18 protein-coding genes are annotated in these 20,725 nt (G+C 60.5%); all 18 read right to left on the reverse strand.

The genetic code is table 11. The features are described from left to right. Positions 1-5 precede the first annotated feature (5 nt). The 18 genes from IHN22_RS03815 to recO all read right to left on the reverse strand — a co-directional run bounded on the left by IHN22_RS03815 (position 6) and on the right by recO (position 20,247). A complete protein-coding gene (locus IHN22_RS03815) occupies positions 6-980 on the reverse strand; it encodes a cell division protein FtsQ/DivIB (protein ID WP_191433573.1) in 975 nt (324 codons plus the stop codon). 89 nt (positions 981-1,069) lie between these two features. Then, on the reverse strand, positions 1,070-2,317 hold the full coding sequence (gene murA / locus IHN22_RS03820) for a UDP-N-acetylglucosamine 1-carboxyvinyltransferase (RefSeq protein WP_191433575.1): 1,248 nt from the start codon (positions 2,315-2,317) through the stop codon (positions 1,070-1,072). A gap of 63 nt (positions 2,318-2,380) precedes the next feature. Beyond that, entirely contained in the window at positions 2,381-3,514 is a 1,134-nt protein-coding gene (murG, locus tag IHN22_RS03825) for an undecaprenyldiphospho-muramoylpentapeptide beta-N-acetylglucosaminyltransferase (RefSeq protein WP_191433577.1), read from the reverse strand. Between the two features lie 25 nt (positions 3,515-3,539). After that, complete coding sequence (locus IHN22_RS03830; RefSeq protein ID WP_242955361.1) at positions 3,540-4,751, reverse strand: FtsW/RodA/SpoVE family cell cycle protein; 1,212 nt, start codon at positions 4,749-4,751, stop codon at positions 3,540-3,542. A 34-nt stretch (positions 4,752-4,785) separates the two neighbouring features. Continuing rightward, a complete protein-coding gene (gene mraY / locus IHN22_RS03835) occupies positions 4,786-5,766 on the reverse strand; it encodes a phospho-N-acetylmuramoyl-pentapeptide-transferase (RefSeq protein WP_191433579.1) in 981 nt (326 codons plus the stop codon). 97 nt (positions 5,767-5,863) lie between these two features. After that, positions 5,864-7,327, reverse strand: coding sequence for a UDP-N-acetylmuramoyl-L-alanyl-D-glutamate--2,6-diaminopimelate ligase (locus tag IHN22_RS03840; RefSeq protein WP_191433581.1), 1,464 nt, complete (start codon positions 7,325-7,327; stop codon positions 5,864-5,866). 36 nt (positions 7,328-7,363) lie between these two features. Further along, on the reverse strand, positions 7,364-9,799 hold the full coding sequence (locus IHN22_RS03845; RefSeq protein ID WP_191433583.1) for a penicillin-binding transpeptidase domain-containing protein: 2,436 nt from the start codon (positions 9,797-9,799) through the stop codon (positions 7,364-7,366). Between the two features lie 194 nt (positions 9,800-9,993). Next, entirely contained in the window at positions 9,994-10,542 is a 549-nt protein-coding gene (locus tag IHN22_RS03850; protein ID WP_191433585.1) for a hypothetical protein, read from the reverse strand. A gap of 36 nt (positions 10,543-10,578) precedes the next feature. Then, positions 10,579-11,529 carry a 16S rRNA (cytosine(1402)-N(4))-methyltransferase RsmH gene (gene rsmH / locus IHN22_RS03855; RefSeq protein WP_191433587.1) on the reverse strand — a complete coding sequence of 317 codons (951 nt, stop codon included), beginning with the start codon at positions 11,527-11,529 and terminating at the stop codon, positions 10,579-10,581. A gap of 1 nt (position 11,530) precedes the next feature. Further along, positions 11,531-11,956 (reverse strand): division/cell wall cluster transcriptional repressor MraZ, encoded by a 426-nt coding sequence (gene mraZ, locus IHN22_RS03860; RefSeq protein ID WP_300985381.1) that lies wholly within the window; start codon positions 11,954-11,956, stop codon positions 11,531-11,533. A gap of 318 nt (positions 11,957-12,274) precedes the next feature. Beyond that, positions 12,275-12,784, reverse strand: a complete 510-nt coding sequence (locus IHN22_RS03865; protein WP_087188111.1) for a hypothetical protein — start codon at positions 12,782-12,784, stop codon at positions 12,275-12,277. After that, positions 12,784-13,281: a pantetheine-phosphate adenylyltransferase gene (gene coaD, locus IHN22_RS03870; RefSeq protein ID WP_087188110.1), complete on the reverse strand. Its 498-nt coding sequence runs from the start codon at positions 13,279-13,281 to the stop codon at positions 12,784-12,786. The genes IHN22_RS03865 and coaD overlap by 1 nt, the downstream gene beginning before the upstream one ends. Before the next feature lie 7 nt (positions 13,282-13,288). Continuing rightward, positions 13,289-13,846 (reverse strand): 16S rRNA (guanine(966)-N(2))-methyltransferase RsmD, encoded by a 558-nt coding sequence (gene rsmD, locus IHN22_RS03875; RefSeq protein ID WP_087389208.1) that lies wholly within the window; start codon positions 13,844-13,846, stop codon positions 13,289-13,291. Further along, positions 13,843-15,681: an excinuclease ABC subunit UvrC gene (uvrC, locus tag IHN22_RS03880; RefSeq protein WP_191433589.1), complete on the reverse strand. Its 1,839-nt coding sequence runs from the start codon at positions 15,679-15,681 to the stop codon at positions 13,843-13,845. Before uvrC ends, rsmD begins: the two co-directional genes overlap by 4 nt. A gap of 97 nt (positions 15,682-15,778) precedes the next feature. Further along, positions 15,779-16,042, reverse strand: a complete 264-nt coding sequence (locus tag IHN22_RS03885) for an HPr family phosphocarrier protein (protein ID WP_007495691.1) — start codon at positions 16,040-16,042, stop codon at positions 15,779-15,781. 154 nt (positions 16,043-16,196) lie between these two features. Further along, entirely contained in the window at positions 16,197-18,569 is a 2,373-nt protein-coding gene (locus IHN22_RS03890; protein WP_191433591.1) for an endonuclease MutS2, read from the reverse strand. Between the two features lie 57 nt (positions 18,570-18,626). Beyond that, positions 18,627-19,490: a PhzF family phenazine biosynthesis protein gene (locus IHN22_RS03895; protein ID WP_191433593.1), complete on the reverse strand. Its 864-nt coding sequence runs from the start codon at positions 19,488-19,490 to the stop codon at positions 18,627-18,629. Between the two features lies 1 nt (position 19,491). Beyond that, complete coding sequence (gene recO / locus IHN22_RS03900; RefSeq protein WP_191433595.1) at positions 19,492-20,247, reverse strand: DNA repair protein RecO; 756 nt, start codon at positions 20,245-20,247, stop codon at positions 19,492-19,494. Between the last annotated feature and the right edge of the window lie 478 nt (positions 20,248-20,725).

Below are 20,725 nucleotides of genomic sequence, written 5' to 3' on the forward strand. Positions count from 1 at the left end.
TGCTCTTATTGCTCCGGCGCCTGTTCCGGTACCGTGGGCGTATGGGACGGCTGGGCCGGCGCCTCCGGCTGGACCGATTCCTCCGGTTGCACGGATTCCTCCGGCGGAGTTGTGGTCTCCGTCTGAGTCTCTCCGCCAGAGCTCTCCGGCTGCTGCGTGGGCTCCGTGGGAACCTCCAGGGGACTCCAACCCTCTGGCAGCCACCGCTCCGGCAGCAGATGGATCTCCCGCTCATCATAATTCTGGTCCAGAGTACCCGTCCGGGGCAGGCCCCGCTCATCCATGGTCTCCAGGGCCAGCTTCAGCTCGTAGGTCTCCTCGTCAAAGTCGCCGTTCATGGGGAAGATCACCGTCAGATTTTCGCCGTAGCCGAAGCGGATCTCATTGCCGGAGGACAAATCGATAAAGCTCTTCAGGCTTCCTGTCATCACCCGGCTGCGAATGGCCTTCAAAAAGGCCTGGAGCCGCTCCAGCTTGTCCTGCTGCTCAGGGGCCACGGTGAGCACATTGCCCACCGTTGGGTTGACCGGGTCCAGGCCTAGCACCTGGGGCTTGCCCTGAACCAGGGCGGCATCCCCCACCTCCAGCAGCTTGCACTTGTCGTCCAGCAGCCAGTAACTGCCGCCGCTCTCTACCCAGGCTACACCGGTGCTCTCCGTCACCTCAAAAATCAGGGTGTCGGGCAATTTTCGGCTGATGGCCACGTCATCCACATAGGGCAGCTGGGTCAAGATCCGGTCGGCGATCTGGTACTTGTTCAACGTGAACAGGTTGTCCCCTTTTTCTACGCCGGCAGCCGACAGAATCTCTTCCTGCGTATAACGGGAATTGCCTGCCACCACCATGGTGTTCACCCGGAAAAAGATGATGCAGCCTACCAAAATGGCGGCAAAGATGAGCAGAATGGACAGCAGCTTATAGAGGACGCCAAAGCGCCCCCGATTCCGCCGCCGTCTTTTTCTGTTCCGTCTTGCCGCCATTGTGCCGTTCTCCTGTTCTTTTTTCTCCATCCTCGCACAGAATGGTTGATTCTTTGCTAAGAAATTCTTACGATTTCCTCAAACTTATCTCACACCCGCCGGATCTGGGCCCCCAGCCGCTGCAAATCGTACTCCAGAGACTGATAGCCCCGGTCAATATGGTGCAAACCGGTGACGGTGGTGGTCCCCTCCGCCCCCAGAGCGGCCACCACCAGGGCGGCCCCGCCCCGCAGGTCGGAGGCCATAACGGTGGCTCCGTGGAGCCGGGTCACCCCGTACACCACAGCCACCCGGCCTTCCACCCGGATGTCCGCCCCCATACGGATGAGCTCATCCACATGGCGGTAGCGGCTTTCAAACATATTCTCCACAAAGACCGTGCAGCCGGTCCCCCCTGCCAGGGCCGCCATCAGAGGGGCCTGGGCGTCGGTGGGAAAGCCGGGATAGGGCGCCGTCCGCACCGGACGCACTCCCTTCAGCACGCCGTCACTTCCAAGGCAGATCCGGTCCGCCTCACTGTGTACCTGGCAGCCGGCCTCCTTCAGCACTGCCGTCACCGTGGACAGGGTGCGCCAGTCTACGCCGGTTACCTCTACGTCGCCTCCCGCAGCGGCAGCTGCCGCCAGGTAGGTGGCAGCCACGATCCGGTCACCCATCACCCGATAGGCTCCGCCGTGAAGAGGAAGCCCTCCTTCTATCGTGATGACCGAGCTGCCCGCCCCCCGGACCTGGGCGCCCAAAGCCTGCAAAAAGCCCTGGAGGTCCACAATCTCCGGTTCCCGGGCGGCGTTGGTGATGGTAGTGGTGCCCTGAGCGCACACCGCTGCCAGCATGGCGTTCTCGGTGGCCCCCACGCTGGGCAGAGAGAGGACGATGTCCGCGCCCCGCAGCCTGCCGGAACAGGAAAGTCCCCCCTCCCGGTCCTCCACCCTTCCCCCCAGGGCACGGATGGCAGCCAGATGCAGGTCAATGGGGCGGGGTCCCAGCTCGCAGCCGCCGGGCGCGCACAGCCGCGCCTGTCCCATCCGCCCCAGGATGGCCCCCAGGAAGATGACGGAGGAACGCATCTCCCGCATCAGAGCGTCGGGCACGTCCCAGCGGCTGGGGGCGGAGGCGTCCACCACCACGCCGTCCCCCTGCCATTCCGCCCTGCAGCCCAGGTGGCGCAGGATGGCCAGGGAGGCCTCCACATCGGAAAGGCGGGGACAATTCTGGATCACACAGGCCCCCGGAGCCAACAGACAGGCGGCCAGGATAGGCAGCACACTGTTCTTTGCTCCGTGGACCATCACGGAACCCTCCAGCGGCCGGCCCCCTTCTATCACGTATGCACTCATAGCTTCCATCCTCCGCATTCAGGATTTATGTACGCCATCCTATGCGTCCGATGGAAGGCCGGTTCATTTTGCCCGCTTTTCCAACAATTCCTTCAGAGTCTGATAGATTTTTTCCGCCGCGTCGGGAGAGCCCATCTCCCGCAAAGCCCGGCTCATCTTTTCCCGGCGGTCCGGGTCAGCCAGCAGCTGATTGACCAGATCGTAGAGCTTCTCGCCGCTGGACTCGCTCTCAGGCAGCAGCACCGCCCCGCCGGCATTGGCCAGCACCCGGGCGTTCTTGGTCTGATGGTCGGCCACCACATTGGGGGATGGTACCAGCACTGCCGGCCGGGCGATGGCGGTAAGCTCCGCGATGGTGGAGGCACCGGCCCGGCAGAGCACCAGGTCGGCCGCCGCCATCACCAGAGGCATATCATAGATGTACTGCCGCACCTCTATTCCTGGATACTGAGCCAGGTCAATGCCCTGCTCTTTCAAACCGGCCAGGACCTGCTCATAGTTGCGGCCTGCGCCGTGGATGTGCCGCCAGGGCGCGCCCGCCCGGCACTCCCGGACGATGCAGTCGGTGATCTGCTCGTTCATCACCTTGGCGCCCAGGCTGCCCCACACCGACACCACCAGGGGCCGGTCGTCGGTAAAGCCCAGCTTTTCCCGGGCCTCCTTCCGGTTGTAGCGGAAGAAGTCTTCCCGGACCGGGGTGCCAGTCACCACCACCTTGGAGGGATCCTCATAGTGGCCGCGGCTCTCCTCAAAGCCCACCATTACCGCGTCCACCACCTTGGACAGGGTCTTGGTGGTAAGGCCGGGAACGGCGTTGGATTCGTGGACGGCGGTGGGAATCCCACGGGCTGCCGCCGCATTGACCACGGGGTAGGAGGCGTAGCCGCCGGTACCCACCACCAGGTCAGGCCGGAACCGGTCCAGAATGGCGTTGGCCTGCTTCTTGGATTTATTCATATTCAGCAGGGTCTTAATGTTGTGTCCAATGGCCGCCGGGGTGAGGGACCGCTGGAAGTTGGTAATGGTCACTGTCTGGATCTCATAGCCCTCCTTGGGCACCAGCCGGGTCTCCATACCGCCGTCGGCTCCCACAAAAAGCACCTGACAGCCCGGATTGCGGGCCTGAAACATCTGGGCCAGGGCCACCGCGGGATTCACATGACCCGCGGTCCCGCCGCAGGTAAAGAGGATTTTCATTTACCCATTTCCCTCCTGCACTGTTCTATTCTTGTTTGGGCGCCGGTATTTGTCGTGACACCGACAATACCATGCCCATCTCCGCCAACTGGATCATCAATGCCGTGCCTCCATAGCTGAAGAATGGCAAGGAGATACCAGTGGATGGGATCAGGTTGGTGACCACAGAGATGTTCAGAAAAACCTGTACAGCCGTCAGGGTAGTAATGCCTACCACCAGCAGGGCACCGAAGCGGTCCCGGGCATGGACGGCGATCCAGTACCCCCGGATCACCAGCAGGATAAACAGCAGAATAACAATGGCCGCCCCCACAAAGCCCATCTCCTCACACCAGATGGAGAAGATATAGTCGTTTTCCGACTCGGGCAGGTAGAGGAACTTCTGGCGGCTCTTGCCGAAGCCCACGCCCAGCAGGCCGCCGGAACCAATGGCATAGAGGGACTGGATGATCTGGAAGCCCTTGTCCCGACCATTCATTCCGTCGTTCCACGGGTCCTTCCAGATGGCCAGACGGGTAGCCATGTAGCTGGTCTGGGTCATGATGAAGAAAAGACCTGCTGCCGCCACGGCGCCGCCGCCGATAAACCAGTACAGCTTAATACCCGCGGCAAAGAGCACCGACGCACCGCCCACCAGCACCAGGATGGTACCCGACATATGGGGCTCCATCAGCATCAGAATGGCCACCAGGCCCAGGATGAGGAAATAGGGGATGGGTTCCAGGACCCCCTTCTCATCCAGCCAGGCATAGAGGCCGCTGAGGGGGTGACGGGGCGGCAGCCGCTTGTGCTTCTCCGTATTGCGCTTGGACAGGCGGGCCGCAAAGTACATGATGACGCCCACCTTGGCAATCTCAGAGGGCTGGAAACCGCCGATGATGGGCAGACTGATCCACCGCTGGGCGCCCACGGTGCTCTTGCCGTAGCCGAAGGGAATGACCAGCACCAGCAGGATAATAGAGATGCCCAGCACGAAAATAGACAGGCCACGGAAGGTCTGATAGTTGATCTTGGAGATCAGAAACATGGCGATCAGGCCCACCACGCCAAACCCAGCCTGCTTGATAAAATAGTTGGCCGGATCCAGCCCCTCCTGCATGGCGGTGGGATAAGACGCAGAGAACACCGCAATCACACCAATGGCGGTAAGGATCACCACCAGCATCAGAAACGGGATATCGATGGGCCCCCGGGCCAGCTGCTGCATCACCGTCAGGTCTCGTCTGCGTTTTACCATGGTCTGTCACCTCCCGTATCACGATACCAATGGGTCAGCGGTACATGACCCCCCAGAAAGCCAGCGCGCACATCACCAGGGTAATCCCGGTAAACACGCAGAACAGTTTGACCTCACTCCAGCCGCCCATCTCCAGATGATGGTGGAGGGGGGCCATGCGGAAGATCCGCTTACCGTGGGTCAGCTTAAAGTATCCAACCTGTATAATGTCGGACAGGGTCTCCGCAATGTAGATGATGCCCACCAGGATGAGCACCAGGGGAATATCCAGACCAAAGGCCAGGCCGCACACCGCGCCGCCCAGGAAGAGGGAGCCGGTGTCGCCCATGAACACCTTGGCAGGATGGAAATTGTAGATCAGGAAACCGGCCAGGCCGCCCAGCAGAGCACCGGAGAAAATGCCCAGCTCATAGTGGCCCCACCAGCAAGCCACGGCGGTAAAGAAGAGCATCACCGGCATGGTAACGCCGCTGGCCAGACCGTCGATGCCGTCGGTGATGTTGACGGCGTTGACGCAGCCCACCATAACAAAGGCGGCAAACACCATATACACCGGCCAGGGCACCGACAGGGTCACGTTGAAGAAGGGGATATACAGGTCGGGGGTCAGATAGCCGAAGTTGCGCATGAGCACAGTGAACAGGATGGCTGCCGCCAGCTGCAGAATGAACTTCTGGGGGGCGGTCAGGCCGGTGTTCTCATGCTTCTTTACCTTAAAATAGTCGTCGATATAGCCGATGATGCCAAACACCAGGGCAAAGAGCAGAACAAATCCGCCGCCGAACTTCCCAGCGGCAAAATCCTGCCAACCCAGTGCTGCCACCGCCACGATGGCGGCGATGATAAACATGAGTCCACCCATGGTGGGGGTACCCTGTTTGGACATATGCCAGGTGGGGCCAATCTCCTTGATGGACTGGCCAGCCTTCATGCGCCGCAGCACGGGAATGAGCACCCGGCCCGCCAGAGCGGCCACCACAAACCCGATCAGGCAGCTGATGACGATCCTCAACATCTCTTTTGCAACCTCCAAAGCCTCTTGCAGCTCAAATTTTGTCCGTTCCAAATGGACCAACGTGGTATTCTATCACAGACTGTCCCTGGTTTCCACTCTAAAATGCAACAAAGTTCTGCTTCTCTCCGGCAAAAAAGGCAGCCACTTCCTCCCGCTCATCCAGATGGTGCTGCACGCCGTCGATCTCCTGGTAGGTCTCATGGCCTTTGCCCGCCAGTACCACCGTATCCCCAGCCTGGGCAAGGGAGAGGGCCAGGGCAATGGCCCGCCGCCGGTCAGGTTCCACATGGCACTGGGCTCCGGTGCCCTCCATCCCCTTCAGGATGTCCTGAATAATGGCCTGGGGCTCCTCGGTGCGGGGGTTATCGGAGGTAACCACCGTCACATCGGCCAGCTGCCCGGCGATGGCTCCCATCTGGGGACGCTTGGACCGGTCCCGGTCACCGCCGCAGCCAAACAGACAGATCACCCGGCCTTTGGTAAAGTCCCGGACGGTGGTAAGAATGTTCTCCAGAGCATCCGGGGTATGGGCATAGTCAATGAGCACTGTGTAGTCCGCCGGTACCGGCACCACCTCAATGCGGCCCTTCACTCCCTTGGCATTGGCCAGAGAGGAGGCAATCTGACCCAGAGGCAGACCCAGGGTCAGGCCACAGGCAATGACGCCCAGGGCGTTGTAGATGGTAAAGCCACCGGGGATAGGCAGGCGGACCCGGGCAATGGCGTCCATGGTCACTGCCTCAAACTCCACCCGGTCGGGGAAAAGCCTCAGATTCTTGGCGGTGAGATCGGCCTCATCCCGGCTCTCAGAGTAAGTAAAAGAAGGACAGGGTACGCTCTGGGCGTAATACCGTCCGGCCTCATCGTCCAGGTTAAGTACCGCTGTACCGCACTGGTGAAACAGCAGGCCCTTGGCCTGCCGGTAGGCCTCCATGGTTTTGTGAAAGTCCAGATGATCCTGAGTCAGATTGGTGAAGATACCAGCCCGAAAGGAGATGCCGTCCAGCCGGTGGAGCACCAGGGCGTGGGAAGAGGCCTCCATCACCACATGGCTGCATCCGGCATCCGCCATTTCCCGCAGCAGCTTCTGCACCTCCCAGGACTCCGGAGTGGTGCGGTGGGCAGGCAGAACCTCCTGGCCGATCATATTCTGGTTGGTGCCGATGAGGCCGACTTTCGCCCCCAGCACCCCCTCCAGCATGGCTTTCAGCAGATAGGTGGTTGTGGTCTTGCCGTTGGTACCGGTGACAGCCAACACCGTCAGTTCCTCCGCTGGATGTCCAAACCAGTTGGCGGACACCGCGGCCAGGGCCGCCCGTGGGTTCTCCGTTACCAGCCACGGGCCCTCTTCCGCCGGCGGGCGGCGGCACAAGATGGCCGCCGCCCCCTGATCCAGCGCCTGCTGAATGTACTTGTGGCCGTCGGTCTTGTAGCCCGGCAGGGCCACGAAGAGGCAGCCGGAGATCATATCTCGGGTGTCATAGCAGATGCCTGAAATTTCCACATCCTGGATGTGACGGGCCGTTAGTTTTACACCCGCCAACACTTCATTCAGCTTCATGCTCACACCCCGCTTTCTCCCCACAGGGGAAGGTAATTACAGGCCCGCGCCGCTGGCCGTGGAGTCAGTAAAGCGCACCTCGATGGTAGTGCCCCGGTCCACGCTGGTACCCGCCGGGGTAGACTGCTCATAGGCCACCACGGTGGAACCGAATTCCGAAGCACCGCTGGCCTTCAGATAGAGGCCCTGGGCGGACAGCTTCGCCTTGGCCTGCTCTACGTTCAGGCCGATGACGCTGGGCACCTGGACCTGGTCGGTGGGAACTTCGGCGCCCATATAGACCACCACTTCGCTGCCGCCGGGGATGGATGCTCCCTTGGCCGGGATCTGGCCGGTGACGGTGTCGCCGTCGCCCACCACCCGGATGGACAGGTTATTCTTCTTCAGGGATGTGGTGGCGTCAGCCAGATTCAGACCGGTCAGGTTGGGTACCATCACATCGGCGGTGGCAGAGTAGCTCTTCTCCACGCCCAGATAGTCCAGAATCTTTTCCATCAGCTCGCCAGCCTTGAGGGCAGCCATATTGCCGCCGCTGATGTACCAGTTGTCCGCCGTATAGTTGGAGCCGGGGCTCACCGGCTTGGGGCTGTCGTAAGCCAGCAGGATGACCACCTGGGGATCGTCCGCCGGGGCGAAGCCCAGGAAGGAAACGATGGTGTGGTCGTCGCCCTTCAGGGTCTGGGAGGAACCGGTCTTACCGCCGATGCGGTAGCCCTCCACGGCGGCGTTCTTACCGGTACCGCCGTCCACCACCTTTTCCAGGATGGCCCGGCACCGCTCGCTGGTCTGCTCGCTGATGACCTGCCGCACTTCGGTGGGCTCGGTGTGCTGGAGTACGTTGCCGTCGGCGTCGGTGATCTGGCTCACCACATAGGGCTGCATCAGGTGGCCGCCGTTGACCACGGCAGAGGCGGCGGTGATGAGCTGCAGGGGGGTAACCTGGAAACGCTGGCCGAAAGAGGCCACCGCCAGGTCTACATTGGTAAAATCGTCCCGGCTCCAAATCACGCCGGTGGTCTCACCCTGCATATCGATTCCGGTCTTTTCCAGGAAGCCGAAGTCCTCCAGATAGTCGTAGAACTTCTCCGCTCCCAGCCGCTTGCCGATCTCGATGAAAGCAGGGTTACAGGAGTTGGCCACCGCCTTGGCCAGATCCTGGTCGCCGTGGCCATCGCGCTTGGAACAGCGGATGGGGTCACCGTTCCACCCATCTACCTGGGCCACACCGCTGCAGTAGAAGTGGTCGCTCTCACTGATCACGCCCTCCTCCAAGGCGGCAGCCAGCACGATGGACTTGAAGGTGGAACCTGGCTCATAGGAGCTGGTTACCGCCTTGTTGGCCCACTGGCTGTAAAGGACCTCCTTCTCCGCCTCCTGGACGGCCGCGTCGTAGGCCTCCTGAGCGGTGGCGCCCTCAGCCAGCGCCTTCGTATAGGCCTCCTCCTTGGTGTATCCGCCGCTCTTGATGTCCTCCAGATACTGGAGAAGCACCGGGTCGCTGACAGTCCAGGGATCGTTCAGATCAAAGGTGGGGGAGTTGGCCCAACCCAGGATGGCCCCAGTGTTGGGGTCCATTACCAGGCAGAAGGCACCGTCTTGTATATCGAACTGCTCCACACCCTCCTGGAGGATACTCTCACAGTAGGACTGAATGGTGGCGTCGATGGTGAGGGTCAGATTGTTGCCGTCGGTGGCGTCGTAGTAGTCCTCAAAGCGGTAGAGCAGCTCGGTGCCCACACCGTCCTTGGCGGTGACCACCCGGCCGGTCTGACCGGACAGTTCCTCTTCGAACTGGGCCTCCAGCCCGTAGGCGCCCACATTGTCGGTATTGGGGTTGACCCAGCCCACCACATGGGCTGCCAGGCTTCCCTTGGGGTAGTACCGCTTGCTGGTGGGCATCAGGTAGATGCCGTGGGACAGGTGATTCTCGGTGATAAATTCCTGTACCGCCTCCGACTCCTCTGGCTCCACCCGGTATTTGATGATCTCATACTGGGAGTTCTTGTTCTCCAGATGCTTCATCACATCCTCAGCTTCCAGGTTCAGGATGGCCGCCAGGTTCTCCGCCACAAACTGGTCGGTAGGCTCCGGATAGTCGGGCAGCGTGCCGCCATTCTCCTGAGCGTCCTCCACCTTCTCCCGATAGGTCTCCTGGGTCTCCAGCAGATCCTTGGGGGAGAGCTGCACATTGTACACCGTGGCGCTCATGGCCAGCACGGCCCCCTGGCTGTCATAGATGGTACCCCGGTTGGCGGTAACGGTGCTGTCTCTGGTTTGCTGCTGCACCGCCAGCTCCTGATAGTAGTCATGCTGACTGATCTGGATCTGCCACAGTTTGAAAAACAGGGGGATAAACACCACCAGTCCGAACAGCACCATCAGGAACAGGCTGCGGATCAGAATGGTGCGGTTGGCCCGCCGGTCCGGCTTCTGCCGGATGATTCGAGTGCCTTTCTTTCTTTTTTCTGCCATTTCCGGCTCACCTCGCTTGGGATCATACAGCACTTGTATGCTGCTCCACGGCTTGAAATACCGCAGGAGGGCGTAAGAAAATTTCTTTTCTTACGCCCTCTCTCTCACTTACACTTGCTTGCTGACTTGTTCTTGCCGACGTCTCAGGAACGCCCGCTCTCTTTTCTGCCCGCTGATGCAGTATATGGCGCTGATCAACTGAAATATTCCACAATCTCCGTAAAGATGGAATGCATACTCTCCACGGCCCCCTCCACACCGGTGGCCTCCTCCTGCTGGAAGTAGGTCACCGAGTCAGGCTCGGACAGGTCCACGTAGATGATCTGACCATTCTGGGGCTTGACCATGGCGCCGCTGTCGGTCAGGTTCTGCTCGATGCTCTCCAGATCGTAGGCCAGCTCATACTGGGCCCGCAGTTTGGCCTCCTCCGTCTTCAGGCCAGTCAGATCAGACCGCAGGCTTACCACCTGATCGGAGATCACCGCCAGCTGTACATAGCTGAACAGCAGCAGCACCGCGAAAACCAGTACCGCCAGGAAACCCACCACGGCAAAGGGAGAGACGATACCCGCCTCCCGTACCCGAACCTTGGGACGGACCACCGCACGTTCCCGGGGCCGGACCAGCGGACGGGGACGCAGGACCTCTTCCTGCTCCAGCTGCCGGGCTGCGGAGCCGTCATACATGGGGAAAGGGATGGTATCATATTTGGAATATTTTCTGCGCTTCACGGCAGTTGCCATGGCTGCTCCACTCCATTCTCATTTGTAAATCTGCCGTTATCTCTCTCTCAGCTTCTCCGCCACCCGCAATTTGGCGCTGCGGGCACGGGGATTCTCTTCCAGTTCTTCCGGAACGGATACAATGGGCTTCCGGGTAATCAATTTAATCTGAGGCTTTTTCCCGCACACACATACCGGGAAATCGGGGGGACAGGTGCATCCTTTTGCATACTCCGCCAGGCCGTTCTTCACGATGCGGTCCTCCAGAGAGTGGAATGAGATTACCGCCAGCCGGCCGCCGGGGTTGAGGCGGGGCACTGCGGAGCGCACCATCTTGTCCACCGAGCCCAGCTCGTCGTTGACCGCGATGCGGATAGCCTGAAAGGACCGCTTGGCAGGGTGCTGCTTCTCCCGCAGGGCGGAGGCGGGCATAGCCCCCTTGATGATGTCCACCAGTTCCAGGGTGGTCTCCACCGGCTTTTTCTCCCGGGCACGCACAATGGCTCCCGCAATGGCGGAGGAATAGCGCTCCTCGCCGTACTGCCACAGAATGCGCCGCAGTTCCTCCTGAGGCCACTCATTCACCACGATGCGGGCGGTCAGTCCGTCGGACTGGTCCATCCGCATATCCAGCGGCGCGTCCGCCATATAGGAGAAGCCTCTGGATCCGTCGTCCAGCTGAGGAGAAGACACACCCAGGTCGAAGAGCATTCCGTCCACACCCTCCAGACCCAGCCCGTCCAGAATGGCGTCCAGCTCGCAGAAGTTGCTGTGGACCAGGGTAACCTTGTCCCGCCACTGGGCCAGCCGCTCCTCTGCCGCGTCCAGGGCCGCCTGGTCCCGGTCCACGCAGATCAGCCTGCCGCTGGTCAACCGCTTGACGATCTCCCGGCTGTGACCTGCCCGGCCCAGGGTGCCGTCCAGATAAACACCCTCCGGCTTGATATTCAGCGCTTCTATACATTCCGCCAGCAGTACCGGCTTGTGAGAAAATCCCGTTTCACTCATCTCAGAACCCCAGCATCTCCATACAGGCGGACATCTTCTCCGGCGTCATTTCTTCCTCTTCCTGGGCCTGCCAGGCATTGGCACTCCAGATCTCGGCCCGATCATTGACGCCGATGATGACCACGTCCTTGTCCAGTCCGGCATACTTCCGCAGCTTCTGCGGAATCACAATACGGCCCTGACTGTCCAGTTCGCACTTAGCGGCATTGGCAAAGAGGGGACGCATGGCTTTGGACTGGCTCATGGGAAGGGAGGAAAATTTTTCTGTAAACCGATCCCAGGTGGACTGGGGATAGATGGCCAGACAGGCGTCCACGCCCATAGCCAGATAGAAGGTGACCCCCAGTTCCTCCCGGAGTTTGGCGGGAATGAACAGGCGTCCCTTGCCGTCGATGCTATGCTCGTAGGTACCGGTCACGCCCTTCACTTCCCTCCACTTTGGTGTTTTTAAGCGGGGTTTTCCCCCATTTCGCTCCACCGTCCCCTTCAGTATAAAGGTTCTGTAACGGAATTGCAATAGTTTTTTACTCTTTTTTAACCCCAAAACTCCCTGTTTTTTATACGAAAGTCGTGCTTTTCCGCATCAAAAACATATGTTCGATCTCTTTTCGTTTCCAATCGGCAGCAAAAAGCACCATACCTGGTGGTATGGTGCAAAAAAAATCACAATTTTATCGTATTATGTAAATAGGATAATGGAAAAAAACGGCTCCCCGCCGCAGTGGGGCAGGGAGCCGTTTTGCTGTTATTCGTCGGCCTCAGCGTCGTAGGGCTGACGGCTGTTCTGGGGGCTGCTGCCGCCGGCCACCGCCCGGAACCGGGCGCGGGACTTCTTGATCTCGTCATAGGCCTCGGCCACCGCCTCCTCGGTGCGGCGGAGGGCGTCCTCACAGTAGTCGTTGGCCGCCTTCCGCAGGTCCCGGCTGCGCTCTTCGGCGGTACGCATCATCTCGTTGGCCTTCTGCTTGGTCTGGGCCAGCAGTTCGTTCTCAGACACCATCTGGCGGGCCTGCTCCTCGGCCTGCTTGCGGATGAGCTCGGCCTCCCGCTTGGCGGAATTGATATAATCGGTACGGGCGGCGATCAGCTTCTTGGCCTCGCTGAGCTCCATGGGGAACTGACCCCGCACTTCATCCAGCAGATCCAGAGCCTTGTCCCGCTCCAGAATGCACTTATCGCTGCTCAGGGGCATATTTTTGGCGTCTTCAATCATCTCATAGAGCATATCCAGTAATTCTTCTACACCGGTGGCCATCAGCGATCCCTCCCGCTTTCGATTTTTTGCCGGACGTCCTCAATGATCTCACGGGGGAGAAAGTCCGACAGATCCGCTCCGTAACGGGCCATTTCCTTGACCACGCTGGAGCTGACATAGGTGTACTTGGCGCTGGACGGCAAAAACATGGTCTCCAGCCTGGGATTGAGTTTTCGATTGATGAGGGCCATCTGCAGCTCATTCTCATAATCGGACACTGCCCGCAGACCCTTCACCAGGGTGCAGGCCTTCTTCTGCCGGGCGTACTCCGCCAGCAGAGTGGAGGAGCAATCCACCTCCACATTGGGCAGCTTAGCCACCACCTTGCGGATGAGCTCCGTGCGCTCCTCCGGGGTGAAGAGGCCCCGGTTCACCTTCTCCGAGTTCACCAGCACGCAGACGATGAGCCGGTCAAAGCAGACGGCTGCCCGCTTGATAATATTGAGATGCCCCAGCGTGATGGGATCAAAGCTGCCGGGGTAGATGGCTGTCTTCATAAGGGCTTCACATCCTGTTGCCGACGGTACGGTGATAGATGGTGAGTTTGATCTTGCCGTAGCGGTACTCCCGGCCCTTCTCGTAGGGGCCTTCCAGCTCCGGCAGCACCGACTCGGCGGCGCTTTCGCAGACTATTATACCATTTTCCGTCATGATGTCAATCTTGGCGATGGTCTCCAGGGCCTTTTCCAGCATACCGGTGCCGTAAGGCGGGTCCAGGAAAACCAGGTCAAATTTCTCCCGGCAGCCGGTGAGAAAGGCCAGATAATCCCCCTGGATCACCTTGGCACTGTCCGCCAGCTTGGTGTGGGCCAAATTCTCCCGCACCACCGCAGCGGCCTCCCGCCGCAGATCCACGAAGGTGCAGAAGGCCGCCCCCCGGGACAGGGCCTCGATGCCCATCTGGCCGGTACCGGCAAACAGGTCCAGCACCTGCCGGCCCTCGATGTCGAACTGAACGATATTGAAAACCGATTCCTTCACCTTGTCGGTGGTGGGCCGGGTCTCCAGGCCGGGCAGCTCTTTCAGCTTACGGCCCCGGGCAATTCCGGTGATCACTCTCATGTGGGTCCTTCTCCTTTCGGATGAAAATAGTCAAATACCGCTTGAGCGGCGTTTTTGGGCACCACCTCCGCCAGCTGGGCCTGGGTGGCTTCCTTGATCTTTTTGATACTCTTGAAGTGCTTGAGCAGGTCGCTCCGCCGCTTCTCCCCCACGCCGGGGATCTGATCCAGCACCGAGGCCCGTACCCGCTGGTTCTGCTGCTGACGGTGGAACTCGATGGCAAAGCGGTGGGTCTCCTCCTGGATCTGGCCGATGAGGGAGAAAATGGCCTGATTACCCTGGATGCCGATCTCCCTACCCTCCGGCGTCACCAGGGCCCGGGTACGGTGGCGGTCGTCCTTCACCATACCAAAGATGGGGATGGACAGTCCCAGCGTCTCCAGCACCTTCACTGCCACATTGGCGTGATTGGCACCGCCGTCAATGAGCAGCAGGTCAGGCTTGTCCGCGAATTTCTCGTCCCCTTCCAGGTAGCGCTTGAACCGCCGTGTCAGCACCTGTTCCATGGAGGCGTAATCATCAGGGCCGTCCATATCCTTCAGCTTGAAATGGCGGTAATCCCGCTTCAGAGGACGGGCATTCACATACACCACCATAGAGGCCACGATGTCGTCGGCGCCCTGGTTGGAGATGTCGTAGGACTCGATGCGCCGGGGCGGAGCCTCCAGGTCCAGCATCTTCCCCAGCAACTCCATCAGCTTGCTCTGCCGCTCCTCCCGAGTGGTCCAGCGCTCCACTTCCTCCACCGCGTTCTTGTTGGCCAGACGGATCAGGTCCATCTTGGCGCCCCGCTGGGGGGTCACCAGCTCCACCTTGCGGCCAGCGTCCTCGGACAGCATCCGCATCAGAGGCACTTCGTCCTCCAGCTCACAGGGCAGCAGGATCTGCCGGGGCAGGTTTCCCCGGCCTCCATAGTATTGCCGCACCAGTGCGGACAAAATGTCCGCTGTTTCCTCCTCCATGGGGGTATCGATCAGGTCCCAGTCCTTGGCGGCCAGCTCGCCCTCCACAAAGTGGAGCACCACAAAGCAGCTCTTGGTGGCCTCTCCCTTGTGGAAGCCTACCACGTCGGTATCGGCCAGGGAACCGGCCACCACCTTCTGCCGCTTGCCCAGCAGTTCAATGGCCTTATAGCGGTCCCGCAGTTCGGCGGCCTTCTCAAAGCGCAGCTCCTCGGCGGCCAGTTCCATCTCCGCCTTCAGCTCGTCCCCTACCTCCTGAAACTTGCCCTCCAGCAGGCGGACGGCCTGGTCGATGGCCTCCCGGTAGCGGCTCTGATCCATGTCCTTCCGGCAGTAGCCGTCGCACTGGCCCATGTGGTAGTTGAGGCAGGGCCGCTCCTTGCCGATGTCCCTGGGAAACTTTTTGTTACAGGAGGGCAGGCGCAAGGCCACCCGCAGGGCGTCGATAATATTCTGGGTGTTGCCCCGGCTGCCGTAGGGACCGAAGTACCGGGCCCCATCCTCCGCCGCCTTGTTGGCTAGAGAGAACTTGGGGTACTCCTCCTTCACCGTCAGCCGGATGTAGGGATAGCCCTTGTCGTCCTTGAGCAGGATGTTATACCGGGGCTGGTGGCGCTTGATAAGGGAATTTTCCAGCACCAGGGCCTCAAACTCGGAGTCAGCCACAATGACGTCAAAGTGGTCGATCTGGCTTACCATGGCCCGGGTTTTTTCGGTGTGGGAGGCCAGGTTAGCAAAGTATTGGCTCACCCGGTTCTTCAAGGCCTTGGCCTTGCCCACGTAGATGACCACGTTTTTGGCATCCTGCATGATATATACGCCCGGCTTCAGCGGCAGGGCATGAGCTTTCTCTTTTAACTCGTCAAAGGTCATAGCAAAAACTACAAGCCCTCCTTTCTGCCGTACATGGCAACCCTACTATCAAAAAAAGCGCCGCAGATGCGGCGCTTTTTTCTCTCGCTTTGGTCGCTTACTCAGAGAAGTTGGAGGAGATCAGCTCGATGAGAGCCTCCACAGCTTCCTTCTCGTCGGGGCCGTCTGCAATGAGGTTAATGGAAGTCCCCTTGACGATCCCCAGAGAAAGCACACCCAGCAGGCTCTTGGCATTGACTCTCCGCTCGTCCTTCTCCACCCAAATAGAGCTCTTGAACTCATTGGCCTTCTGGATGAAGAACGTAGCCGGTCTGGCGTGCAGGCCGACCTGGTTGTTCACAACTGCCTCTTTCATATACATAGCGTTTCCCCCCAAGATGCATTCGCATACTTCGTATAATAGGATAGCAAATTTATCCCAAACCGTCAATGACAAAATGCACAAAATCCGTGCAAGAATCTGTTTTGAATGACGAACCCTCTGGTTTTATTTCCGAATCAGAACGGAAACTCCATCACCGCAGCTCGGCGATGGTCACGCCGTCTTCGCCCTCGCCGTAACGGCCGGGGCGGAAGGACTTCACATAGCGGCTACGCTTGAGGTGCTCCCGCACCGCCTTGCGCACCGCACCGGTGCCCTTACCGTGGATGATGCGCACCTCGTTGAGCCGTCCCAGCACCGCGTTGTCCAAAAACAAGTCCAGCGCACCGATGGCCTCGTCGGTCATCATGCCCCGTAGGTCTACCTCGGGAGAGGCTCCCAGGGAGCGCAGCTTGTGCTCCGCCCGGGCCACCACCTTCTTGGCGGCCTTGATGCTCTCCCCTTCCACCACCCGGACCTCGTCCTGTTTGGCGGTGATCTTCAGGATACCGGCCTGAAGCTGGAGGGAGCCATCCTTGTTGACGGAGAGCACGGTAGCCTGGGTGCCCATCTTTACCAGCTCCACTGTATCGCCAGCCTGGGCGGGGCGGGTGGGCGGCGGGACGGGTGCCTCAGGCCGCTGGCCCAGCTTGCCCTCGGCCTCGTTGAGTCTGTGACGCAGACCTGCCCGCTCGTCGTTGATCTTCTGCCAATCCTCTTCCTTCCGCTGGCGGCGGCGCATCTCGTTCAGTTCCTTGAACACCTGGTCGGCGGTGTCCCTCGCCTCGTCCAGGATGGCACGGGCCTCCGCCTGGGCCTTCTCCACCGCCTTCCGGCGCTGGGCATCCATCTGGGCCTTGTACTCCCGGGAGGCCTTGGCGGTCTCCTCCATCTCCCGGCGAAGCTTGGCGGCAGCCTCCTTCTCCTTCTCCATCTCCTGCCGCTGCTCATCCAGCTGGGTGAGCACATCCTCAAAGCGGACGTTCTCCGCGTCAATGCGGGCGGCAGCCTTCTGGATGATGGACTTGGGCAGGCCCAGCCGCTCAGAGATGGCAAATGCGTTGGATTTGCCGGGGATGCCGATGAGCAGCAGGTAGGTGGGTGCCAGGGAGTCCACGTCGAACTCGCAGGAGGCGTTCTCCACCCCCGGGGTGGTCATGGCGTACACCTTCAGTTCGGCATAGTGGGTGGTGGCAGCCACCAGGGCCCCCATCTCCCGAGCGGACTCGATGATGGCGGCGGCCAGGGCCGCGCCCTCAATGGGGTCGGTGCCCGCGCCCAGCTCGTCGAAGAGGATGAGGGTGCGGTCGTCCGCCTCCTGCAAAATGCCCACAATGTTCACCATATGGGAGGAAAATGTGGACAAGTTCTGGGCAATGGACTGCTCATCACCGATATCGGACAGCACCCGGTCAAAGACTTTTACACAGCTGCCGTCCCCCACGGGGATGTGGAGGCCGCACTGGGCCATCAGGGTCAGAAGGCCGATGGTCTTGAGGGTGACGGTCTTGCCGCCGGTGTTGGGGCCGGTAATCACCAGGGTATCGAAGCTCTCCCCCAGCATCAGGTCGTTGGCCACCGCCTTGTTGGGGTCCAGCAGGGGGTGGCGGGCCTTCCGCAGATAGAGGCCCTGGTCGGACAGCCGGGGCGCGCCTGCCCGCATCCGATAGGCCAGCTTGGCCCGGGCAAAGATCACGTCCAGAATGATGAGCAGGTCATAGTCCTGGCTGATGTCCTCCTTGTACTGGGCGCACTGGGCAGACAGCTCCGCCAGAATGCGCTCGATCTCCTTCTCCTCCTTGGCCTGGAGCTCACGCAGCTCGTTGTTGGCCTTCACCACTCCCATGGGCTCAATGAAGAAGGTGGAGCCGGAAGAGGACACATCGTGGACCAGGCCGGGCACGTCGTTTTTGTGCTCCGACTTCACCGGCACCACATAGCGGTCGTTGCGCTGGGTGATGATGGACTCCTGGAGGTACTTGGACTGGTTGGATGAGATCAGCTCGTTCAGGATGTCCCGCACCTTGGAGGCGGTAGCCCGGATGTGCCGCCGGATGGAGGCCAGCTCGGGGCTGGCAGCGTCGGCGATCTCGTCCTCCCCCACGATGGCCCCAGTGATGCGCTCCTCCAGGAACCGGTTAGAGGTGAGAGAGCGGAACAGGTGGTCGATACAGGTCTTGGCCCGGTCCCCCTCTCCTTCGCCGTACTCCTTGGCGGAGCGTGCGGAGCGCAGTACAGCGGCGATGTCCAGCAGCTCACGGGTATTGAGGGCGCCCCCCATGTTGGCACGCTGGAGGGAGGCTCCCACCGGCCGCACACCTGAGAAGGAGGGCGAGCCCCGCAGAGCGGTCATATTCACCGCGGCGGTGGTCTCGTCCAGGGCCCGCTGCACGTCGTCCACATCGGTCAGGGGGCGCAGGGCCAGACAGCGGTCCTTACCCTCCTCGGTCACCGCCTGCTCGGCCAGCTTCTCCAGCACCCGAGGCAGTTCCAAAGTTTGAATGGATTTTTCAAATAAATCGGTCATGTAGGTTCTCCAAATTGCATGATATCCAGAGGCGGGCCAGTGTCCCGCCCCTGTGGGTTATCCCATCAGTTCACATTTCAGGGTAATGAGAGCCCGTCCTCCCACCCGCACCTTCACACTACCGTTATCCTCGGTGATGCGACTCAGGATCTCAGAGGGCTTGCCCATCTTCTCTCCCTGCACAAAACGGTTATCCGCCCCGGCCTGGATCAGTCCCCGGCGGAACAGGTAGTAGGTCAGGGCTCCGTTGGAGGTGCCGGTGGCCGCCTCCTCCGGGATGGCGTACAGGGGGGCGAAATTGCGGCAGTGGGCGACGGCGTCCGGGGTATGGGAGCAGAACATATGCACCCCCACCACGTTGTAGTGCTCCGACAGACGGGTGACCTCCGCCTCATTCTGCACCGCCTTATCTAGGGTCGCCAGATCACGCACCGGCAGCAGGATATCCATCAGCCCTGTACTCACTGCCTGGGGCTCCAGCCCCTCCGGCCGGTCGGCCAAAGACAGGCCATAGGCAGCATACAGCGCCCCCTGCTCCTCCTCTGAGAAGGTAGGGCCATCGGTGGGGGGCGCCATATCCATCCACACCGCGTCGTCCCCCACCCCGATCTCCAGGTCACCGGAGCGGGTATGGAGGGCATAATCTCCGGGAACAATGGCCCCGGTATCCCGCAGGACGGTGAAAGCGGCGATGGTGGCGTGGCCGCACAGGTCCACCTCCTCAGCGGGGGTGAAGTAGCGGATATGGAAGGCCTTGTCCCCGGTCCGGCGGACAAAGGCTGTCTCGGAATGCTTCAATTCCCCGGCCAGGGCACGCATCAGGGATTCCTCCGGGAAGTCTCCCTCCCCCAGGAGAGCCACGCCGGCCTGGTTGCCGGAAAAGCGCACGGTGGTAAAGGCGTCTGCCACATACAGTTCCATGTTACATCCCCGCTTTCAGTTCATGATAAAAATCCAGGGTACGGAATCCCCGGTCCAGCTGGGTGCGCAGGAAGCCCTCACACACCCGGGCCAGGCAGTCCAGCCCCCCTTGGTCCAGTTGAAAGGAGAACAGCCGCTTGGGATCGCCGTAGAGAATGTGCCGCAGGGCGGACAAGGTTCCCTCCGTCAGGGGCAGGGAAGTGCCCTCCCCCACCTCGCTTTTACAGGAGGCACAGTGGAGCACGCCCTCCGCCAGGTTCAGCATAGGCTTTTCCGGGTTGGGCCTGCCGCATACCGCGCAGGCATCGACAAGAGGCTCATAGCCCTCCAGGGCCATGAGCTTCATCTCATAGGCTCCCTTCACCAGGGCCTGGGGCTTGTTCAGCTTGTCCAGAGCGTGAAGGCTGTTCAGAATCAGGGACATGGCGGCCGGATCGGGCCGTCCCTCCACCGACACCGCCTCCATCACCTCGGCAAAATAGGAGCCCAGGGCCAGCAGCTCCACGTCGGATTTCAGATGCCAGAACTGCCGGATGGACTCGGCCTCGTTGAGGGTGATCCGGTCCTGATAGGCAAAGAGGGTCATGTCGGAATAGACCAGCAGCTGGGCGGAGGCCGCCAGGGGACTGTTTTTCCGGCGGCAGCCTCTGGCCTTCACGGTGCGCTTGCCCCCCTCGGCGGTGAGGACGGTGAGGATCTTGTCGGACTCCTTGTAGTTGACCTCCCGCAGCACCAAGCCCTGTGTAGCGATGTGCATTTTACTCGTCCCGGTTGTACCTGTAACTTACAAACCGTACCCACAATCTCACATATCCTGACCGCACCAACATACCATACCACCCTCTCAACCCCATCACTTTTCCCAGTCATGCACCATATCCCTGTACCCATTCCCTGTACCCCTCTCCCTCTTCCCCTCACACACCCCATCACCCTCACCCCAAACATGGAGCGTACCCGGGTGCGTCAGCATTTGCTTCATATTCCGGCACAAACACTGCCGTTTTCCGCACATTTTGCGGCAAAATGGGCACGTACACCGGAGCAGGATTTTCGCCTCGGAAACCTCGTTCCAGAGGTCGTGACGAGCCTTGGGAACAGGCTTGAATGGGTGTCAAGGGTACGAAAAAAGGGCCTCGGATTGCTCCAAGACCCTTAAAAATACTATGCGATGCCGCCCGCCTGTGCGTCAGGATTGGTGCGACAAGCGGGACGTTTTTCAACTAATTGTCACA

It is taken from the genome of Flavonifractor sp. An112, assembly GCF_904377885.1.
GTDB classification, from domain to species: domain Bacteria; phylum Bacillota; class Clostridia; order Oscillospirales; family Oscillospiraceae; genus Flavonifractor; species Flavonifractor avicola.